Source organism: Superficieibacter electus, assembly GCF_002915575.1.
Classification (GTDB): domain Bacteria; phylum Pseudomonadota; class Gammaproteobacteria; order Enterobacterales; family Enterobacteriaceae; genus Superficieibacter; species Superficieibacter electus.
On sequence record NZ_PQGD01000001.1, the window covers coordinates 208,048 to 227,866 of the forward strand.

Genomic DNA, 19,819 nt, shown 5'->3' on the forward strand with positions numbered 1-19,819 from the left:
TTGTTCCGACATCGCGTCGGATGTGGATTTTCCTGCCCCGCCTTATGCGGGCAGCACTAAGTCTGGTACCGGGTTGTACATTTTTCCATCTTTGAGGCATTTTTTGCCGCTTCCCACTGGCAGCCATCGTGAACAGTAAAATGTTAAGCAGGTCATATTTTCACCTTAAAGGTATTTAAAAGGTATTATTGAATGGTATCTTATAATTGTACCTTACCTGTCATGAAGGATTTTAAGATGAAAACTACAGCAAAGCTGTCGTTCATGATGTTCGTTGAATGGTTTATCTGGGGGGCGTGGTTCGTTCCTTTATGGCTATGGCTCAGCAAAAGCGGTTTTAGCGCCGGGGAAATTGGCTGGTCCTACGCCTGTACCGCGATTGCCGCTATCCTCTCGCCAATCCTGGTGGGGTCGCTGACCGACCGTTTCTTCTCCGCGCAAAAAGTGCTGGCAGTATTAATGTTCGCTGGCGCGATACTGATGTACTTTGCTGCCCAGCAGACCACTTTCGCCGGGTTCTTCCCGCTGTTGTTGGCCTATTCACTGACCTATATGCCGACCATTGCGCTGACTAATAGCATCGCCTTCGCCAATGTGCCGGACGTTGAGCGTGATTTCCCGCGCATTCGCGTAATGGGGACTATTGGCTGGATCGCTTCCGGTCTGGCATGCGGCTTCCTGCCGCAAATGCTGGGCTATAGTGATATCTCTCCGACTAATATTCCGCTGCTTATCACGGCGGGCAGTTCGGCATTGCTGGGCGTTTTTGCCTTCTTTTTGCCTGATACGCCGCCGAAGAGTACCGGCAAACTTGATATCCGTGTGATGCTTGGGCTGGATGCGCTGATCCTGCTGCGTGACAGGAACTTCCTCGTCTTCTTTGTTTGCTCGTTCCTGTTCGCCATGCCGCTGGCTTTCTATTACATTTTCGCCAACGGCTACCTTACTGAAGTGGGCATGAAGAACGCGACCGGCTGGATGACGCTCGGCCAGTTCTCAGAAATCTTCTTTATGCTGGCGCTGCCCTTCTTCACCAAACGCTTTGGTATTAAAAAGGTATTATTACTAGGCCTTATCACCGCCGCTATCCGCTATGGCTTCTTCGTCTACGGTGGTGCAGATCAATACTTCACCTACGGGCTGCTGTTCCTTGGCATCCTGCTGCACGGTGTGAGTTACGATTTTTACTATGTCACTGCTTATATTTACGTCGATAAAAAAGCGCCGGTGCATATGCGTACCGCCGCGCAGGGTTTAATTACGCTGTGCTGCCAGGGCTTCGGCAGTCTGCTTGGCTACCGCCTCGGCGGGGTTATGATGGAAAAAATGTTCGCTTACCCGCAGCCGGTAAACGGTCTGACGTTTAACTGGGCGGGTATGTGGGCATTCGGCGGCATCATGATCGCCATTATCGCCATACTATTTATGTTGCTGTTCCGCGAATCGGATAAAGAAATTACCGCCATCAATACTTCAAATCCTTCAGATAAGCGTGTGAAGGCCTGAAGGATATTGTGGAAAGGTAAACACCGGGGCGCGAGATATTGCGTTAACACAAGGGGAATCTAAATGAAATCTGAACGTATTCTCGGTGCTCTTTACGGGCAGGCGCTGGGAGATGCGATGGGCATGCCATCGGAATTGTGGCCACGCTCACGTGTAAAGGCGTATTTTGGCTGGATTGATCATTTTTTACCGGGTCCGGCAGAGAATAACGCGGCTTGTTATTTCAGGCGGGCGGAGTTTACTGACGATACTTCTATGGCGCTCTGCCTGGCGGATGCCTTGCTGGAACGCGACGGGCAGATCGACCCTGATCTGATTGGTAAGCATATCCTGGACTGGGCGCTGCGTTTTGATGCGTTCAATAAAAATGTCCTTGGCCCGACCTCGAAAATTGCCCTTAACGCCATCCGCGACGGCAAGCCGGTGGCGGAACTGGACAATAACGGTGTGACGAATGGTGCGGCGATGCGCGTTTCGCCGCTGGGCTGCCTGCTTCCGGCCCGCGATCTGGACGGGTTTATTGACGCAGTCGCCCTGGCCTCCAGCCCGACACATAAATCGGATCTGGCGATTGCCGGTGCCGTGGTGGTGGCATGGGCCATTTCGAAAGCCATTGACGGTGACTCATGGCAGCACATCGCCGATTCGCTACCGTCCATTGCCCGCTACGCTCAGGAGAAGCGCATTACCACCTTTAGCGCCTCGCTGGCGGCGCGGCTGGAACTGGCGCTGAAAGTTGTCCGTGAATCTGATGGCCCGGAATCTGCCAGCGAGGCGTTATATCAGCAGGTCGGCGCGGGCACCAGTACTCTGGAATCCGTTTCCTGCGCGATTGCCATGGTTGAACTGGCGCAAACCGATCCTAATCGCTGTGCAATCCTCTGCGCCAATCTCGGCGGCGATACTGACACAATAGGCGCAATGGCGACCGCGATTTGCGGTGCACTGCATGGGGTCAACGCGATTGATCCCGCGCTTAAACAGGAGCTGGATGCGGTGAACCAGCTCGATTTCACCCGTTATGCTGAGGCACTGGCGCGCTATCGTCAGCAGCGGGAGGAGATATGAACGTCGGCTGGCTACAGGAAAAACTGCCGATGCTGAACGCCCGTCGGCCGGTCACGGTCGTGGGCGCGGCGGTGATCGACGTGATTGCCGATGCTTACGCCCTGCCCTGGCGCGGTTGCGATATCGAACTCAGACAGCAAAGCGTTAACATTGGCGGATGTGCGCTAAATATTGCCGTAGCGCTAAAACGCCTCGGCATTAAGGCGAACAACGCGTTGCCGCTCGGCCAGGGAGTATGGGCTGAAATTGTGCGCAATAATCTGGCGAAAGAAGGATTAACCAGCCTTATTGATAACGCCAGCGGCGATAACGGCTGGTGTCTGGCGCTGGTGGAGCCGGATGGCGAGCGGACATTTATGTCGTTCAGCGGCGTAGAAAATGCATGGAACGCACAGTGGCTGGAGAAAATACACCCTGAACCCGCCAGCCTGGTGTCGCTTTCCGGCTATCAACTTGCCTCATCAAGCGGCGAATTGCTGGTTAGCTGGCTGGAAGGGCTAAAGGATATCACGCCATTTATCGACTTTGGCCCACGCATTGCCGATATTCCTGCCCCACTGATGACGCGGATCATGGCCTGCAAACCGCTGGTGACGGTGAATCGCCAGGAAGCGGAAATTGCGGCGGATGCGTTTGGCTTCAGCCACGATACCGCCACCCTTGGCAAGGCCTGGCTGGAGAAATTCGACGCGCCGCTGATTGTACGCCACGACAAAGAGGGCGCATGGTATTTCAGCCATGAAGGCCAGGGTAACGTCGCCGCCTTTCCGACAACGGTGGTGGACACCATTGGCGCGGGTGACAGCCATGCCGGTGGCACGCTGGCGGGTCTGGCAAGCGGCTGGGCGCTGGCCGACGCCGTTACGCTTGGCAACGCGGTTGCCGCCTGGGTTGTCGGTCATCGTGGTGGCGACTGCGCACCCAGCCGGGAGCAATTACTCTTCGCAGACAAAAACGTATAGATCGCTGCGGCAGTAGCTGATGCTGTACTCAATGGGCCGATGTTGTTGATCGAGCGCAACCTGCTTTATCACCAGCACCGGCACTTTGCTTTCCATCTGAATATGCGACTGGAATTCGGCATCCGGCATCCGGGCGCTGACGCGTGAACGAGTACGCTGGGGGAAAATATGCTGGCTACGAAAATAATCATACAGTGAGACGCCAATGGCATCGACGTCGTGAATAAGATGCGCCGGCACCCACGATTCTTCAATGGAGACCGCATCTTCATCAACATAGCGAATACGCTTGAGCAAAAAAACGTCGCTTTGCGCATCAATTGCCAGCTGCTGCGCCACGTCCTGCGGACATTTTACAATCCGTTTATTTACCCACAGCGTATCCGGCTTCTTACCCCGCAATACCACCTGCTGAGAAAAGCCGCGTGCCTCTTTCAGCGAATACTCAAATATATTATTGATTTGGGTACCATAACCACGGGCGCGTGTTACCACCCCTTCTTCTTCCAGAGTCTGCATTGCTTTACGCACGGTAATGCGCGAAACGCCGGTTAACTGACTCAAATCCCGTTCGCCTGGCAAAATATTGCCATGTTCCAGCGAACCGCTGCGCACCGCATTTTTTACCGTTTCGGCAAACTTAAGATACAGCGGCGTGTGATCCGCGGCGGCAATACGCTCATTCAGCTGGGCAATAAGCCGGGTATGCGATTGTTCCATTTATCTTTTTCCTGACGTCGGGTCTGGGGAAAGTATATCAGACCACTCGTGCTGATGCTCAGGCTCACCATCCAATTGCAAAACACTTAATGGGCGATGATGCCTTCACTCAACCGAATCAAAACGTCTTTTCTTAAAATAATACTGCTTATCTTCGTCAGTCACCTGGCGTAACACCCGACATGGGTTACCCACGGCGATAACGTTATCCGGAATATCTTTTGTTACCACGCTACCCGAGCCTATCACTACATTATTGCCAATTCGTACACCGGGATTGACCACCACGCCTGCGCCAATCCAGACGTTATCGCCTATGATAGTAGTAATGCCGTATTCATAGCCGGCAATTCTCGGCTCATGATGAACAGGATGGCCGGCTGCTGTTATCACAACATTGGCAGCAATCATGGTGTTGTTGCCGATGATAATCTTACCGCAGTCCACCATCACACAGTTGTAGCTGGCAAAAAAGTTATCACCAATCTCAATGTTACTGCCATAGTCACAATAAAATGGCGCGAATATTTCAGTGTTTGTTCCGACTTTGCCGAAAAGGCGACGCAAGATTTCGCGCTGAGCAGCAACATCGGCAGGATCACATGCATTGAGCTCTCTGAGCAATCTCTTACACGCACTCCGCGCACCAGGAAGTTCATCCTTCCACGCCTGATACGGCAGTTCAGATAACATTCTTTCCTGTTCTGTCATCACATATCTTCCTTTCTTTTCCAATAATGTCCTTTTATCCTTCACTGTCTGCGCAAGATAATTTCGATCACAAATGGTCAGACAGGTATCATCAGGATGAGGCATCCATAATACCCGCTTACTTGCCACCTCTTACCATTGATAAAATCCGAGTTTTACCACCACGCGTGAAAATGATGTACCGGACCGATGCCTTTGCCGACCTCCAGCGAATCGGCCTTCACCAGGGCGGCAGAGAGCCAATTCTTCGCTTCCTGAACTGTATCAGCCCAGTTACAGTGCCGCGGGCGCAGCGCGGCAAGAGCGGCTGAGAGCGTACAGCCGGTACCGTGAGTGTTTTTGGTGGCAATGCGTGGTGCGTTAAAACGCTGCTCGCCGTTGCGGGTAAACAGCCAGTCCGGGCTTTCACTGTCTTCCAGATGACCGCCCTTCATCAGCACCGCGCCACACCCCAGCGCCAGTAATGCACGTCCCTGCTCCAGCATTTCGCGCTCGTTGCAGGCGTGCGATGCGCCAAGCAGCGCGGCAGCTTCCGGTAGATTCGGGGTAATAATAGAGACATGAGGCAATAAGCGAGTACGCAGGGTGTTAACCGCAGCGAGAGAGAGCAGTGGATCGCCACTTTTTGCCAGCATTACCGTGTCCAGTACCACATTCTGAACCTGATAACGTTGTAAACGCTCCGCCACTGCTTCAACGATATCCGTTTCTGCCAGCATGCCGATTTTAGTGGTATCAATACGGACGTCGCTGAATACCGAATCAAGCTGGGCGGCAACGAATTGCGGATCAATACGATAAACCGATTGTACACCGCAGGTATTTTGCGCGACCAGTGCGGTGATGACGGAACAGCCGTAAGCGCCCAGCGCGGAAAAGGTTTTCAGGTCCGCCTGAATTCCTGCGCCGCCGCTCGGATCGGTCCCGGCGATAGTAAGGGCGTTAATGCGTTTCATGCCTGCACCTCCCCTTCCAGTGCCCACAGGGCATCGACAAACGCGGGGATAAAACTCCCGGGCCCGGCGCTATGCTGTGCGGCTTTGCAGCCGGCAAGTTTGATGAATGCACAGGCGGAGGCCACATTATCCAGTCTGTCGCCAGGCAGAGAACAACAGGCCGCCACCACTGCCGAAAGCGCACAGCCCGTGCCGACGACACGCGTCATCAGCGTATCGCCACCGGTCACGGCAACCGTGCGAGTGCCATTGGTCACATAATCCACCTCGCCTGTCACAACCACAATGGCCGAGGTATCGCTGGCAAGACGCTGCGCGCCAGGCAACGCCGCCAGAGCGGTGTCTGTGGTGTCTACGCCGCGTCCCCCTCCACTTATGCCGGCCAGGGCGAGGATCTCTGAGGCATTGCCGCGTATTGTGGCAGGCCGTAGCGGCAAAAGATCGTGACAAAAGCGGCTACGTAACGTCAGCGCACCTACGGCCACCGGATCAAGCGTCCAGGGTTTTTGCGCCGCATTTGCACTGATGACGGCCGCTCGCATAGCCTGTGCCCGCTCGTCGGTTAGCGTACCGACATTGATTAACAGGGCGTCCGCAATGGCGGCAAACTGCGCCGCCTCCTGGACGTCAATCACCATTGCCGGAGAAGCGCCCAGCGCCAGCAGGACGTTAGCGGTAAACGATTGTACGACGTCATTGGTCATGCAATGAACCAGCGGAGAACGGGTGCGAAAGTGGTGTAGTGTGTGTGCGGTGGTTGTGCGGCTATGCAGGTCAGGTTGCATGGTTATGCTCCTGCCAGACGATGAAGAAAGGACTTCTTTTTTACAGGAGTCAGACTTCCCTACGCTGGCATTATCCAGATCAGGTGGTACGGGTATTTCTCAGCCTTCACAAAGAAGGGCACCCCGAGTCAGGTAAATCATAAGCGCGATGCGGGTTACCCGCGTATCGCAGTACGAAATAGTAATGCCAGCAAGACGTCTTGTAAACGGTCAACGCCGTGTTTAAACCGCGTGTTGTAACGCTTCCTCATTACAGTCTTTTAGAGGTTATCTCCACTGATTCTGTGCCCGTGCCCTGACTGCCAGCCGTCAGGGGTTTTTTTAATGATTAAAACGCCTTGAGTGCTGCATTAAATCATCGATGGCAATATTTGCGCCCAGTCGTTCATATAGCATAAGAATACTTATCATGACTTCCCCGGCATAAGATAACATGTCATCCGGTGCTATATGATTTTGTTCATCAGCAATAAATTGTACTTGCTCAATAATTTCAAGGTATTCTCCATATACACCAATGGAAACCTGATCTTCAGGAATATTTTCCTGGCAAAAACGCAGTGCATCCGCTGCTTTTTCAGGTATAGAACGCTGATGTATAAAAATAACCATCAACTCCCGCAACCTTGCCATCATCATAATATTATTCATCTTCGCCTCCCAATACGCCCGGTAATAACAATGATTGGGTAACTGGTATTTAAAAGGTGAAACTCATTTCTGTTTCATACACATTCTCATCGTTCGATGGCTAATACAATGTTAATAATATGTTTCGTTGATTAACATCAATTTTGCAAACAATCAATATAATCGCACAATAATTACCCTCAAACATATTCACGTCATGATTTATTTTACAGGTAGCCCTGAAGGTCATCGCCGTGCGCAAAAAAACCTCACCACTGAAACCGCGATTGTGGCGCGGCACTACAGAAGTCAGACAAATGGTACTATTCATATCATGAATAGGATGTATGCTAAGCAAGGCCCTGCGCCCTGATCCCCTTGATTTCGTGGAACGATCCTTTTATGCAAAAACTATTACGCGTGCCGCTGCTGCTGGCGCTGTTGTCCTGTCTGATGATGCCGTTTTTTTCGCAGGCTGATGACGCAACTGGTCAAAACGACATTGAACAGCCGCAGCCGGTCAAAGTGAATGCCAGCACGGCGTTGCCCGCATTACAAAAACGGCTGGACTCGCTGAAGCAGCGCGTTGCCACAGCCAAAGCGGACAAGCAGTTCACCAGTCTGAATGATGATGCGCAGACGCTTGCTGCCGATGCAGAGAAGCTGGTTGTGGCGCTGACGCCACAACTGGCGCAGATTCAGGGGCAATTAGACGTATTAGGTCCGGCCCCGGCCCCCGGTACACTGACCGAAACGCAGCAGGTGATAAATCAACGTAATAAACTCACCAGCAGTAAAACGCAGCTCACCACCCAAATCGAACAGACCAAAGCCATTGGCGTGGGCGCGCAAAATCTCTCGGCGCAGATTTCAGGTATGCGACGCGATGCGCTGAAAACGCAAATTGCGCTCAATACCGGCAGTATCCTTGGTGCAAAATTCTGGACGCCGCTGATTAACCCGAGTGAAAAAGACGCCGCCCGGTTCGATGAGTTTGGCGCGCAGGTTGGTAGCGCGTGGAGTCAGGCATGGGATGATGAATGGCGCACTGGCAGCGCTTTCCTGCTGCTGCTGGCGCTGGGGATCGGCCTGTTTGGCCGCCGGTTGCTGGACAAACCGGTCAACTGGATCTTGCCGCACTGGCTACCGCAGGGGCGTTTTCGCCGCAGTTTTTTCGCCTGCTTTACCACGCTCAGCACTACGCTGACGCTTGGGATCAGCATGCAGTTACTGTGTTATATTTTTACCCGCCTGCCCGATACCCCCCAGCCGGTGAATGAATTTGCCGAACTAATGACGGGTCTGACCTACTTTTCCGCCGTCATTGCCGGCCTGGGGATTGCGCTGCTATCGAACCGTCATCCTTCCTGGCGTCTGCCGGGCATTGCCGATCCGCTCGCCAAAACGCTGGCGTCATTTCCCATCCTGCTGGCAACGTTTATCTTTATCTTTGGTATCGTCGAACAGCTTAACGGGCTGATAGGTGCCAGTATTGATGCCACGCTGTTTGGCAACGGGCTGTCGGCGCTGCTGGTGGCGATCAACTGCGTCATTGCACCGATACGGGTTAACCGCATGCGGCGAACCATGCGTGCCGAAGGGGAACAAACCGAAACACGTTCGACGCTGGCGGGACTGATTCATTTGCTCATAAGCCTTACCGCGTTTGTGATCCTGATAGCGCTGTTGATAGGCTATATTCCGCTGGCGCGTTTTGTCACCTTTGAACTGTTATGGATTGGCCTGGTCGTCAGCTCGCTCTATCTGCTTATTCATTTCGTGGTGGATCTGTGCGAAAGCGTCTTCTCCCCCACCACACACAGTGGAAAAATCCTTAAAAGTACCCTCAGCCTGAGCGACCGTCATCTTTCTCTGGCATCGACACTGTTCTCCGCTCTCGGGAAAAGCAGTCTGTTGCTGATGGCGGCCATCGCGCTGTTGAACGGCACGTTTGGTACCACTACGCCGCTGGAGCTGCTCACTAAAATCGCTGATATCTGGGGCGGTAAGGGGCTGGAAGGAATGAATATTATTCCCGCCCATGCCGTTAATGCCGTGCTGTGTCTGGTGATTGGCTGGTATGTACTGCGCTCATCGCGTCGCTGGCTGGATAATGACTTTCTGCCTAAAACCATGATGGATCGCGGAATGCGCGCCTCGCTGGTCACGCTGTTTACCAACGTCGGCTACGTGCTGATTATCATGCTGACCCTCTCAATGCTCGGTATTGAGTGGAACAAGCTGGCATGGATCGTCAGCGCCCTGTCGGTGGGGATCGGTTTTGGTCTGCAGGAAATTGTGAAAAACTTCATTTCCGGGCTGATCCTGCTGACAGAGCGGCCAGTCAAAGTGGGCGATCTGGTCAGTATCAGCGGTGTGGAAGGTGATATTCGGCGCATTAACGTGCGCGCTACGGAAATTCAGCTCGGCGATAAATCCACCGTTATTGTGCCAAACTCGCAGTTGATTTCCCAAAACGTGCGTAACGCCACGATGGGCAATGCGCAGGGCGTCGCTACCATCACGCTGACCTTCCCGCTGGATATCGATCCGGAGAAGGTACGCAATTTATTATTGGAAGCCTATAACCTGCATGAGTCGGTGCTGGAAACGCCGTCGCCGTCGGTGAGCTTTAAAGAACTGGGGCCGACCGGTATCGTGCTGAGCGTCACCGGTTACGTTAATAGTCCAAGGATGGTAAGCGGAACCCGCAGCGACCTGCTCTATGAAATCCTCAAAATGCTGCGCGCGGAGGGGATCACCCTGAGCCAGACGCAGACGATGATCCTGGAGCAACCTGCGCCCCGACCAGAGACGGAAGAGTAGCTACTGCCCGCGCAGCACCGCCATCAGAAGCTGAAAACAGGCTTCTGGTTGCGGTGCCAGCGGCTGTGCGCTACGCATTAACGCCACGGTGCGGGCCATTGCCGGTTGCTGGAGTTGCACAACGCGAAGCTGCGGGTCGCGTAAGTGGGTAGTATAAAGCTGCGGCAGAATGGCAACCGCCAGCCGGGAGCGGACCAGACCGTAGAGCGTTTCAATATACTCCACCTGATAGCGCAAGCGTAACGTCAGCCGGTGGCTTTCCGCCAGTGCTGATACCAGACGCGGGACGTTGCCCCGCGAAAACACCGCGATATCTCGCGCGGCGAGCTGTTTCCACGGCAGGTGCGCACTGTCAGCCAGCGGATCGTCACGGTGCACCAGCGCAATAAACGCATCCTCCCGTAATGGAAAGCTCTGCAGTTCAGCAGGCACGGCGCTGTCCAGCGCACCGATGCCGAAATCCACGCCACCGTTGCGGATTTCTTCCACCAACGAGTCATTGGTATGATCGTGGAACTCAAGCGTTAAGCGCGGAAACGCTTGCCCCAGTTTTTCAGGGACCGAGGGAAACAGAAGCGAGCTTACGGAAGGCACCAGGCCGATGCGCAGCGTGCCGTCCCCGCCTGCGTCAACGATTTGCTGCATATCCTCAAACGCCCGCTGCGCCACGCTCAGTACCCGCTGAGCGTGCGGTAAAATCGCCATACCCAGTTCGGTCAAGGAAACGGAAGAGGCAGTACGGTTGACAAGTTTGCCACCCAGTACACTCTCAATTTGGCGCAGGGCACTGCTCAGCGCAGGCTGGCTGATGGCAAGGCGACTGGCGGTATCGGTAAAATGCCGCAGCCGGGCCAGCGTGACAAAATACTGTAATTGCTTCAGGGAGAGCGCGGGTAGCCGTCGCCAGGGTTCCATCATCGTTATCTTCAGCGGGGACTGTTCGCCTCAGAATAACTCTTTCTTATCGCATCATAAAATTATTCAGATAGGCAAACGTTTGCCATGCCTCTACAGTAAAGCACCTTTTTTAACGGATACATTTTATGGGTGCGACTGATACAACCCGGCGTCAGGCCGTACGGGCTGCGAGAGGGGAAATTCCTTTTGATCTGCTGCTGACCGATGCGCAAATTGTCGATATGGTCACTGGTGAGATCCGCGAGGCTGACGTTGGGATCAGCGGCGAGTGGATTGCCAGCGTCCATCCACGCGGGCAGCATACCGCGGCGAAAGCAATCCATTCCCTTGAGGGTAGTTATCTCTCACCGGGGTTGATTGATACCCACGTTCATCTTGAAAGCTCCCATCTCACCCCTGCGCGCTACGCCGAAATCGTGCTGGCGCAGGGGACAACGGCGGTCTTCTGGGACCCTCATGAACTGGCGAACGTACTGGGTATTGACGGCGTGAAATATGCTGTCGAGGCCAGCCGGGACCTTCCTCTGCACGTGATGATCGCCGCCCCCTCCAGCGTTCCCTCTACGCCCGGCCTGGAAATGTCCGGCGCAGACTTCGCGGGCGCAGAGATGACCTCACTGCTGAGCTGGCCGGAAGTGCGCGGGGTTGCGGAAGTGATGGACATGCACGGCGTGCTGCACGGCAGTGAGCGGATGCAGGCGATCCTCGCAGCCGGACTGCGCAGCGGCAAGCTTATTGAGGGCCATGCCAGAGGACTGAGCGGTGCCGATCTCCAGGCTTACCTCGCTGCGGGCGTCACCTCCGATCATGAACTGGTCTCCGCCGACGATGCGCTGGAAAAGCTGCGCGCGGGTTTATCGCTGCAAATTCGCGGTTCGCATCCCTATCTGTTGCCCGACATAGTGGCGGCGTTAATGACCCTGCCGCACCGCTCTTCACAAATCACCGTCTGCACCGATGATGTCCCACCGGACATTTTGCTACAAAAAGGCGGCATTATTGCGCTGCTCAATACCCTGATCGCGTCCGGCCTGCCCGCTACCGAGGCGCTGCGTTTTGCAACGTTCAATGCGGCGATTCGCTTACAGCGTCATGATTTGGGGCTGATTGCCGCCGGTCGGCGCGCCGATCTGGTGGTTTTCGATTCGCTGCAAACGCTGACGGCCCGTCGGGTCTATTCAGCAGGCCAGTTGATTGCCCGCGATGGCAAAATGCTGAACGCGATAACGACAGCAGCAGAAAGTCTGTCAGCGCAGAATACCATGCGGCTCCCGCCCGCCAGGGAGGACGATTTTGTGCTGCGCGTGGCGGATATTCAGCGCGGCGAGGCGCGGCTGCGTCATATTCGCGGCGCACGCTTCACACAGTGGGGCGAAGTTGATGTACAAATTCGCGATGGCCGCGTGGTGATCCCTGACGGATTTAGCCTTATCTGGGTGCGTCATCGGCATGGTCGCCACGAGGACAGGCCGCAAATGGCGCTACTTGAGGGATGGGGCGAACTACGCGGTGCGATTGCCACCAGCTATTCCCACGACGCACATAATCTGGTGGTTCTGGGGCGCGATCCGGTAGAAATGGCACGTGCCGCCGGACAAGTTATCGCCAGCGGTGGCGGCATGGCGCTGGCGCAGAATGGCGAGATCATCGCCCACGTTGCAATGCCGATTGCGGGCATGCTCTCCAATCTCCCGGCCCGGGAACTGGCGGCCCGTTTCAGCGAGCTGCGTGAGCGCAGTCAGCAGATTGCCGACTGGGAACCGCCGTACCGGGTCTTTAAAGCCATTGAAGGCACTTGCCTTGCCTGTAACGCCGGGCCGCATCTTACCGATCTAGGATTAACCGACGGGCTGACACGACAAATTATCGATCCGCTGATTTCATACCGGGAAATCATGGAAGACACGCCATCCGACATCGCGAAAGGAGAATGAATTATGGCCGAAAATAGCGTTAATACGCCAGCATCCGGGAACTGGCTGGAGCGACGTTTTGCATTATATTCCCGCCAGAGCACGCTAAAAACAGAATGCCTGGCAGGGATCACCGGCTTTCTGGCTGCCGCCTATTTGTTGGTGGTGATCCCGGGTTTACTGGCCGTTGGAGGAATCGATAAAGGAGCAGCGACCACCGGGACCATCCTGGTTTTTGTCGCCGGGACGCTGCTGATGGCTTTTTACGGCAATTTGCCGTTTATCGTCGGGCCGGGCATTGGCGGTTCCGTACTGGTAGGCGTGACGCTGGCGGGAAGTCAGGGGATTGGCTGGCAAATCGGCCTCGGTATCGCTTGCTGGTCCGGTATTATTTTTTTCCTGCTGACCTGGCTGGGACTGCGTGAAGTCGTGACCCGTTCGGTTCCGCAATCCATCAAGCTTGGCCTGACGGCCTCGATCGGGCTGTTTGTGGCGGTACTGGGATTTCGCAACGCCGGGCTGGTGCTGGCTAATGCAAAAACCAATGCCCTGATGCTGGGTGATTTTCTTTCACCTGGTGCGCTGGTGGCGCTGTGCGGTTTATTTCTGGCGATAGCGCTTCAGTCACGGCGCATTCCCGGTGCGATCCTGTGGGCGATTCTTTTCGCCACGCTCATCGGCATTCCGGCGGGCGTCACGCGCCTGCCGGAACATTTTATTGCCCTGCCGCACTCACTGTCGCCGGTGCTGGCTCAGGTTGATCTCTTTGGCGCGTTAAATATCGCTTTCCTGCCCTTTCTGTTCGTTTTCTTCGCCTCCGAATTTTTTTCAACGATGGGGACAACCCTGGCGGTAGGCGGAGAAGCCGGACTGCTGGACGAAGACGGGAATATGCCGCAGATCAATCGCCCGTTTATTGTCGACTCTATCGCCGCAGCATTAGGGCCTCTGGTCGGCATTCCGGCGGCTACAGCATTGATTGAGTCTTCTGCCGCGGCAGAAGCCGGAGGGAAAACCGGGATCACCGCGCTGGCAGCGGCGATGATGTTCCTGCTGATGCTGCTTTTTACCCCGCTGGCGCTAATGATCCCCAAAGAAGCCACTGCCCCTGCGCTAATTTTAATTGGCCTGAATATGTTCAGCGGCCTGCGCAAAGTGGATTTAGCCAATTTTACCGACGGCCTGCCAGTGCTGATGATGGTCATGATTACACTGATTGCCAACAGTTTCGGCACCGGCATTGCAGGTGGGTTGCTGTTTTTTATCGTCATCAAAACCATTGCCGGTAAATGGCGTGAAATCCCGCTGGGACTGTGGATCATGGCGATCCCGCTGGTTTACTATTTTGCCACTCTGGTGAAGCACTAAAACAAGGGCCGCATAACCGGGTGAACGCAAATCACCCGGTTTTAATCGTATTTAACATGGATTAATGCCGTTGCCTTAAGCGCGCCGGGCTGCACTTTGTTTTTATCATAAACATAATAGCTGGCCGTCAACGGAATTTTGACCTGCGCGTGACTGATGGCTCCTGCTTTATTAATACTCCACAGCGTATCCGCACTGGCTGAACTGCCTTCCACCGACGATATATTGACGGTTTTATTATTATGCTCCAGCACAAAGCCCACGCCGTTGTTGGCCCCCCCTTTTAATATTGCACTGCTGCCAGTGACTAAATCACTGCTGGACAAATAAACTGCCATTTTGCGTGACGTTTGTTCCCTGCTGCCAAACAGATTATCACACTGCAGTTCGATATTATCCGTTGTGCTTTTAGCCGTCGCTTTCCCGGAGGCTGGCAATTCGGAAAGCGCAATATCGGGCAGTTTTATAGTTAAATTATTCGCCTTACAGGTCGTTTTTTTCGCATTATAGTGAATGGTAAGGTTTTCTATGTAGGTATCGCCTTTCAGGGTTTTATTAATATTATCAACGCAACCGGACCAGCCCACCGTTTTACAAAAAACAAGCACCAGATTAATAATGAAATTAGAGTTTCCGCCGGTATTCGCCGCCATGACGCCCGGCACGGTAACAGACGCCGAGCCGGTCCCGGACGGGTCGTAAGAGTCATGCTCTATCTTTACGCTATAGTTAATGGTCTTTTCGGTGATGTTTTTCGTGCCGATCTTCTCAGAAGTTCTCGGCACCGTAACGGTGATTTTCAGTATTTCTCCATTGCTGAACGGGCCTACCTGTTTGCTGGTTGCCAGCGGTATATAGGAAATGGTGTCATTCTCTGTGCTGCATTTTATGCCACTAAAGGTCGCTGGCACATTTTGGGTATCCTGCCCGGTAACCGGAAACATACTATCAACGGTGATTGTACCGGTATGATTTAACGAGGCATTGGTTAACTGGCAACTGGCCCAGGCCATGTTCATTCCCCACCACAGCACAATTGCCAAAATAACGTTTCTTTTCATTACGCGTCCTCAGCCTCTACTGGCAAATATAGACATGGCTTTCATCAATTTTTTTATCGAAATTGATAGCGCATTTATCATGTTGTTTATCTGTCGCCACATAAATCACTGACGGCACCTCATTGGTACGGATAAAAAGCTGACTTCCCTGACCGACCACGCCGATATTGTGGCCGTGTTTATCTTCCACATCATATCCAAAGGGCAATGGGGAACCCTTTACAGAGCGCGCTTTAATAAACCAGGGCTTGCGCCGGTCAGTGGCAAATTGCACTTCCATCACTGCTCCGCGATAAGGCGCAACTATTTTACGGTTGCCGCGTAATTCGGTCTCACTTTCACTCTGTGAGGCATCCAGCATTAAATGGTTTTCCCGATACGGCGTCAGATTGTCATAGACCACAGTGCCTTTTTTATCCGTTGCGCGGTATTTTTGCCCATTAACCGACGCCCCTTCCAGACCCGGAGCCTGCATTACCGCGAAGGTCTCTGAAAGTTGATTCGCCAGATTGATGCCACCAGACCAGGCCACCACGCCACCTGAGAGACTGGCACTACTTTGCGTATAGTCGGATGACTGGCTATAACTTCCGTTCAGCGTGGCAAAAGGCATATTCCACGTCAGGTTAGCCCCGGCGGTGGTTTCACTGCGCTGCCGTTGATAGCTGGCGTTAATCCCATAGTTAAACTGATCGCGTTGCCCCATTGTGCCCGTCAGGCCGGTATTATTCGAAGCAAAACCTTTGTCATCAAATAGCGTTGAGTTAGACATATTCACGTGACGGCGCGGCGTGGTAATGCCATCTCCCCAGTCGAACGGAATCGAGAAAAAGAGATTGAAACGTTTATCCTGATGATGATCTTCGTTATACGTCTGACTGGCGGACAGGGTATAGCTAATCTGCTGCCAGCTATTGGAATAACTCAGCTGGTAGTCTTTACTACTGCCGCTACGTCCCCAATAATCACGCCACAGACTGCTCAACGCCAGTGAGCCCCAGCCCTCCGGTAATGATTGACTCACGTTGGCGGAAAAACTGTTTTTGCGCCCAAAATCATTTTGGTAGTAATCGCCAATATCGTAGGTATCGTTCGCATCCCGGTCATAGTGGGATCGATTATTCGCCCATACATGATCGTTAAACGTGCGATAGTTGCGTGATGAGTAGCGATATGCCGCCAGACCAAAGCGGGTCGCGGTTTGCGCCAAATATTTGTTATAGGCAATTTGATAACTCTGCCCGTCAAAAACATCGCCATTGTCCTGCTTGCTGTGGGAACGCGTGGCATCAATGGAAATCGCCCCAATACGGGTGTTCCAGCCGGTGCCCGCCGTTAAAGCGTAATAATGCTCCGACAGCATCGTGCCGCCATACAGGGTCAGTACATTATTCAAACCATACTGATAGCTGATCTGGGCGAAGTCAGACTGGTTACCCGCCCCTTCAATCGCACTGCGCCCGACGGCCAGATCGTATTTTGTCACCCCTGGCTGCAACATATTCGGTACCGCAGCAAACGGCACCAGATAATGCGTTACCGAACCGTCAGCCTCCTTCACCGTCACATCCAGGTCCGCTCCGCCACCGGCCAGTTGCAAATCGGCAATGGAAAAAGGCCCTGGCGGAACTTCTTTTTGATAAACGATAAAATTGTTCTGCTCAATGGTCACCAGCGCGTTACTGCGCGCAATCCCCTGCACCAGCGGAGTAAAATGTTGTTTAGAATTCGGCAGCATTTGCATGTCGCGCCAGAGGCGTACACCACGGAAACGTATCGCGTCAAAAATATCCGCAGAGGTATACATATCACCGGCACGCAGCGTCGCCAGCAGGGAGGCCATGCCACGCTCCAGATAAAGTGTGTTGCTCTTCCACTCACCGCTACTGTTATCAGTTTTGTTATAGGTCGCGTCAGAATGAAGCTGCCAGCCCAGCAGATTAAGACCGCTGGTAAAACGGGCATAGGTACTTTTATTATTACCGGCATCTTTATAGTCACTATAATACTGGCTGACATAATATGAGGTGTAGAATGCGTTAATGCCACGATCCCAGTTTTCAGGCAATACATAGCCCGCCTCGACTTCGTCGACAAACGCCTGTGGAACCGTTAAATCCAGACGAAATGTGCCGATATCAAAAGCATAGCTTCCGCTTCTTATTACACTTTTAAGTGTTATACAGTCGCTAGCTTTTTTCGCTTCCAGCCCCTTAGCGCTGATGCCAAGTTTGCTTAGCATGCTGTATGAGATGCAAGTGTTATCTGGCTGATCATCAATAACAATATCATATTTACCCCGCCACTGTTTGTTGACGTAAATGTCCAGATCATAATTACCGGCGATGGGTTTTTTATCATCAATATGAAAGTTAGATAGCTTCTGATCTTTCATGCCGCCCATCATAAAATGGGTATCGAAGGTTTCTTCTGCTACTGCTTTATTTTGACAGGTAAATAGAATCAACATTATCGCTGAAGCACGAGGCAACATCCGTGGCATATTCAGCTCCTGTTATTTAACTGTGACTTTATCGCTAATGTAATTACCGAAATCGTCAATAATCGTGATGTCATAATGCCTGGCGCTGGTGTTTTTCAGAGTGACCGCCCGGCTGGACAACGGCGTCAGCATAATACTTTGCTCATTTATTTTAATGCCGCCGGCATTAATCTCAGAAATAGTAATCCAGTTGGCCGTATCATTTTTTATCGTTGTACTATTACCATTTTTTGCCAGACTAATCTGGCGAAGGCTTTGTGTAGTAACCGGAGCTATTTTAGCTGGCCGCCAGATAAACTTAATGCGATTCTGCATGGCGAACTTCAGGACGTTTTTATCCGCATTCTCTGGGTTATTTGGCGGAATATCCAGAACATTTAGAAAATATAATGTTTCACGGTCCGTTGGTAAGGTATGCGCCATCTTCTTAATTTTGAGCTGCTGACCCGACCCACCAGCGACCCGCGCAACGGGTGGCGTCAACATAAAGGGAACCTGAATTTTCTCCGGCGGCAAGGAGGTATCACCATCGTCAATCCATGCCTGCACCAGCGACGCTTCTTGTCCTTCATTCATTAATTGTACAGTAATCTCTTTTTTCTCTGCCGGATAAATAACACGGGTGCCGTAAATAACAATGCCTGCCTGAGCAGGCAACATGATGACAGATAATAATAATGCAGCTATTTTTTTCATAAGGATGCGGCCTTGCACAGAGAAATAACCGGCGGCGTTAACCGCCGGTCAGGAAAAATTAATCAGTAACCACCGTCATGGTTAACGTTGACTTCACATCACCCGGAATAACACTGGCTCCCTCTGCTCGCGCATAGCGGGCGATGAAATTAAGCGTATATTCTCCGTTGCCGGTTGGCGTCAGTTTTACCCCAGCCTGCGGATCAACTTGTGTTTTAGTATCACCGTAATAGACAGCAAAACCGACGCCTTTCGCAGAACCATTATTAAGGGTAATGTCATTGCCATCAAATTGGGTGGTGGAGAAACTAATTGTTGGTGCGCTATCATTATTACACTTCACCTTCAGTGGAACAGGCGTGCTGGCCTCCAGGGCATCGTAACTCTTTCCGACTGTCAAACTATCGAGTTTATCAGCGCCAATTTCGTTCAGGTTAATTTCTGCGGTACTGCCGCCAATAAATGCACAAGTCGTGCCTACCACTTTACCGGTAATTTCAAGAATACCTGCGTCTTCGTTAGCAGCATAAGCCCCGGTGCTCATTAAAACAGAAGAGAATACGGATACAGCAATGATTGAATGTTTCATAGTGACTTCCTTTTTAATAATTTAGTTTCAATTTGGTAAGAGATGTTAACCCTTGAAACAAATTTCTCACATCAAAAAAGTTACCACAATGTAAACGAGATGTTTTATTGATTTAAAACAAATTATACAATGCATTATAATCTTTACAAATAAATCACCCTAGAGTTTATTTGTATGGTGTATTAATTTTTATTGATAATAACAACGTTTATTTTTCACATGAATAAATAAACAGATATTATTCACTGGAATAATATCTGTTTATTCAAAAAAAGGGGGATTTATTCGTAGCGGTTTAAAATAATGTAGCGGGAGGCATCATCTGGCAGGGAGATAAGTTGTGTCACCACGCCGCGTCCCGATGAAAGCGGAGATGCAGAAAGGGAAATACGCTGAGTCGCATTTCCACAGTGTTGTTGTACCTGGTTATCATTAACCTCTATGCGACAGGTTGGCGCGCTTACGCGTCCATTAATGGCCAGGATTGCCGTATCCGAGGCGACGGCAGGCACCATGCTTATGGTGTTGCTCAATACAAAAATCCCTGCCAGTAAACACGTTTTCATGTTCATTATCACTCCTTAACAAGCATGTATGTTTGTATAAA

General features: G+C 52.3%; 17 protein-coding genes and 1 riboswitch. Of the genes, 6 read left to right on the plus strand and 11 right to left on the minus strand.

Annotated elements, in window-relative coordinates; genetic code table 11:
* Positions 1 to 237: 237 nt before the first annotated feature.
* The 3 genes from CHU32_RS01045 to CHU32_RS01055 all read left to right on the plus strand — a co-directional run bounded on the left by CHU32_RS01045 (position 238) and on the right by CHU32_RS01055 (position 3,536).
* Positions 238 to 1,506, plus strand: coding sequence for a nucleoside permease (locus tag CHU32_RS01045; RefSeq protein WP_103674231.1), 1,269 nt, complete (start codon positions 238 to 240; stop codon positions 1,504 to 1,506).
* A 63-nt stretch (positions 1,507 to 1,569) separates the two neighbouring features.
* On the plus strand, positions 1,570 to 2,574 hold the full coding sequence (locus CHU32_RS01050; protein ID WP_103674232.1) for an ADP-ribosylglycohydrolase family protein: 1,005 nt from the start codon (positions 1,570 to 1,572) through the stop codon (positions 2,572 to 2,574).
* A complete protein-coding gene (locus CHU32_RS01055) occupies positions 2,571 to 3,536 on the plus strand; it encodes a PfkB family carbohydrate kinase (RefSeq protein WP_103674233.1) in 966 nt (321 codons plus the stop codon). Before CHU32_RS01050 ends, CHU32_RS01055 begins: the two co-directional genes overlap by 4 nt.
* Here the strand turns inward: CHU32_RS01055 and CHU32_RS01060 are convergent.
* From CHU32_RS01060 to CHU32_RS01080, 5 genes are all read right to left on the minus strand, one after another.
* Positions 3,510 to 4,256: a GntR family transcriptional regulator gene (locus tag CHU32_RS01060; protein ID WP_103674234.1), complete on the minus strand. Its 747-nt coding sequence runs from the start codon at positions 4,254 to 4,256 to the stop codon at positions 3,510 to 3,512. The genes CHU32_RS01055 and CHU32_RS01060 overlap by 27 nt on opposite strands.
* Before the next feature lie 105 nt (positions 4,257 to 4,361).
* The gene (locus CHU32_RS01065) at positions 4,362 to 5,072 is read right to left on the minus strand and encodes a sugar O-acetyltransferase (RefSeq protein WP_218113681.1); all 711 of its coding nucleotides are present in this window, start codon (positions 5,070 to 5,072) and stop codon (positions 4,362 to 4,364) included.
* A gap of 50 nt (positions 5,073 to 5,122) precedes the next feature.
* Positions 5,123 to 5,923, minus strand: a complete 801-nt coding sequence (gene thiD / locus CHU32_RS01070; RefSeq protein ID WP_103674236.1) for a bifunctional hydroxymethylpyrimidine kinase/phosphomethylpyrimidine kinase — start codon at positions 5,921 to 5,923, stop codon at positions 5,123 to 5,125.
* Positions 5,920 to 6,708: a hydroxyethylthiazole kinase gene (thiM, locus tag CHU32_RS01075; RefSeq protein WP_103674237.1), complete on the minus strand. Its 789-nt coding sequence runs from the start codon at positions 6,706 to 6,708 to the stop codon at positions 5,920 to 5,922. Before thiM ends, thiD begins: the two co-directional genes overlap by 4 nt.
* 39 nt (positions 6,709 to 6,747) lie before the next feature.
* A riboswitch (TPP riboswitch) is annotated at positions 6,748 to 6,844 on the minus strand.
* A gap of 185 nt (positions 6,845 to 7,029) precedes the next feature.
* Positions 7,030 to 7,359, minus strand: a complete 330-nt coding sequence (locus CHU32_RS01080; RefSeq protein WP_103674238.1) for a hypothetical protein — start codon at positions 7,357 to 7,359, stop codon at positions 7,030 to 7,032.
* A 381-nt stretch (positions 7,360 to 7,740) separates the two neighbouring features.
* On the opposite strand from CHU32_RS01080, the gene CHU32_RS01085 reads away from it, so the two are divergent.
* A complete protein-coding gene (locus CHU32_RS01085) occupies positions 7,741 to 10,164 on the plus strand; it encodes a DUF3772 domain-containing protein (RefSeq protein WP_103674239.1) in 2,424 nt (807 codons plus the stop codon).
* On the opposite strand, the gene CHU32_RS01090 is transcribed toward CHU32_RS01085, so the two are convergent.
* Positions 10,165 to 11,082, minus strand: a complete 918-nt coding sequence (locus CHU32_RS01090) for a LysR family transcriptional regulator (protein ID WP_103674240.1) — start codon at positions 11,080 to 11,082, stop codon at positions 10,165 to 10,167.
* A 125-nt stretch (positions 11,083 to 11,207) separates the two neighbouring features.
* On the opposite strand from CHU32_RS01090, the gene CHU32_RS01095 reads away from it, so the two are divergent.
* Positions 11,208 to 13,016, plus strand: coding sequence for an adenine deaminase (locus CHU32_RS01095; RefSeq protein ID WP_103674241.1), 1,809 nt, complete (start codon positions 11,208 to 11,210; stop codon positions 13,014 to 13,016).
* A gap of 3 nt (positions 13,017 to 13,019) precedes the next feature.
* Positions 13,020 to 14,363 carry an NCS2 family permease gene (locus CHU32_RS01100; protein ID WP_103674242.1) on the plus strand — a complete coding sequence of 448 codons (1,344 nt, stop codon included), beginning with the start codon at positions 13,020 to 13,022 and terminating at the stop codon, positions 14,361 to 14,363.
* A 41-nt stretch (positions 14,364 to 14,404) separates the two neighbouring features.
* Here CHU32_RS01100 and CHU32_RS01105 read toward each other — a convergent pair whose 3' ends face one another.
* The 5 genes from CHU32_RS01105 to CHU32_RS01125 form a co-directional block, all read right to left on the minus strand.
* On the minus strand, positions 14,405 to 15,424 hold the full coding sequence (locus CHU32_RS01105) for a fimbrial protein (RefSeq protein WP_103674243.1): 1,020 nt from the start codon (positions 15,422 to 15,424) through the stop codon (positions 14,405 to 14,407).
* Between the two features lie 16 nt (positions 15,425 to 15,440).
* Entirely contained in the window at positions 15,441 to 17,927 is a 2,487-nt protein-coding gene (locus CHU32_RS01110) for a fimbrial biogenesis outer membrane usher protein (RefSeq protein ID WP_103674244.1), read from the minus strand.
* Between the two features lie 12 nt (positions 17,928 to 17,939).
* Positions 17,940 to 18,623 (minus strand): fimbria/pilus periplasmic chaperone, encoded by a 684-nt coding sequence (locus CHU32_RS01115; protein WP_103674245.1) that lies wholly within the window; start codon positions 18,621 to 18,623, stop codon positions 17,940 to 17,942.
* Between the two features lie 58 nt (positions 18,624 to 18,681).
* Complete coding sequence (gene yehD, locus CHU32_RS01120) at positions 18,682 to 19,212, minus strand: fimbrial protein YehD (protein WP_103674246.1); 531 nt, start codon at positions 19,210 to 19,212, stop codon at positions 18,682 to 18,684.
* A gap of 281 nt (positions 19,213 to 19,493) precedes the next feature.
* Positions 19,494 to 19,784, minus strand: a complete 291-nt coding sequence (locus CHU32_RS01125; protein WP_245880162.1) for a DUF2574 family protein — start codon at positions 19,782 to 19,784, stop codon at positions 19,494 to 19,496.
* Positions 19,785 to 19,819 lie beyond the last annotated feature (35 nt).

Coding starts and splice junctions, on each gene's coding strand:
- CHU32_RS01060 (WP_103674234.1), bottom strand. CDS start 4,256: ATGGAACAATCGCATACCCGGCTTATTGCCCAGCTGAATGAGCGTATT.
- CHU32_RS01095 (WP_103674241.1), top strand. CDS start 11,208: ATGGGTGCGACTGATACAACCCGGCGTCAGGCCGTACGGGCTGCGAGA.
- CHU32_RS01050 (WP_103674232.1), top strand. CDS start 1,570: ATGAAATCTGAACGTATTCTCGGTGCTCTTTACGGGCAGGCGCTGGGA.
- CHU32_RS01110 (WP_103674244.1), bottom strand. CDS start 17,927: ATGCCACGGATGTTGCCTCGTGCTTCAGCGATAATGTTGATTCTATTT.
- CHU32_RS01080 (WP_103674238.1), bottom strand. CDS start 7,359: ATGAATAATATTATGATGATGGCAAGGTTGCGGGAGTTGATGGTTATT.
- CHU32_RS01065 (WP_218113681.1), bottom strand. CDS start 5,072: ATGCCTCATCCTGATGATACCTGTCTGACCATTTGTGATCGAAATTAT.
- CHU32_RS01085 (WP_103674239.1), top strand. CDS start 7,741: ATGCAAAAACTATTACGCGTGCCGCTGCTGCTGGCGCTGTTGTCCTGT.
- CHU32_RS01045 (WP_103674231.1), top strand. CDS start 238: ATGAAAACTACAGCAAAGCTGTCGTTCATGATGTTCGTTGAATGGTTT.
- yehD (WP_103674246.1), bottom strand. CDS start 19,212: ATGAAACATTCAATCATTGCTGTATCCGTATTCTCTTCTGTTTTAATG.
- CHU32_RS01125 (WP_245880162.1), bottom strand. CDS start 19,784: ATGAACATGAAAACGTGTTTACTGGCAGGGATTTTTGTATTGAGCAAC.
- thiD (WP_103674236.1), bottom strand. CDS start 5,923: ATGAAACGCATTAACGCCCTTACTATCGCCGGGACCGATCCGAGCGGC.
- CHU32_RS01055 (WP_103674233.1), top strand. CDS start 2,571: ATGAACGTCGGCTGGCTACAGGAAAAACTGCCGATGCTGAACGCCCGT.
- CHU32_RS01090 (WP_103674240.1), bottom strand. CDS start 11,082: ATGATGGAACCCTGGCGACGGCTACCCGCGCTCTCCCTGAAGCAATTA.
- CHU32_RS01105 (WP_103674243.1), bottom strand. CDS start 15,424: ATGAAAAGAAACGTTATTTTGGCAATTGTGCTGTGGTGGGGAATGAAC.
- CHU32_RS01100 (WP_103674242.1), top strand. CDS start 13,020: ATGGCCGAAAATAGCGTTAATACGCCAGCATCCGGGAACTGGCTGGAG.
- thiM (WP_103674237.1), bottom strand. CDS start 6,708: ATGCAACCTGACCTGCATAGCCGCACAACCACCGCACACACACTACAC.
- CHU32_RS01115 (WP_103674245.1), bottom strand. CDS start 18,623: ATGAAAAAAATAGCTGCATTATTATTATCTGTCATCATGTTGCCTGCT.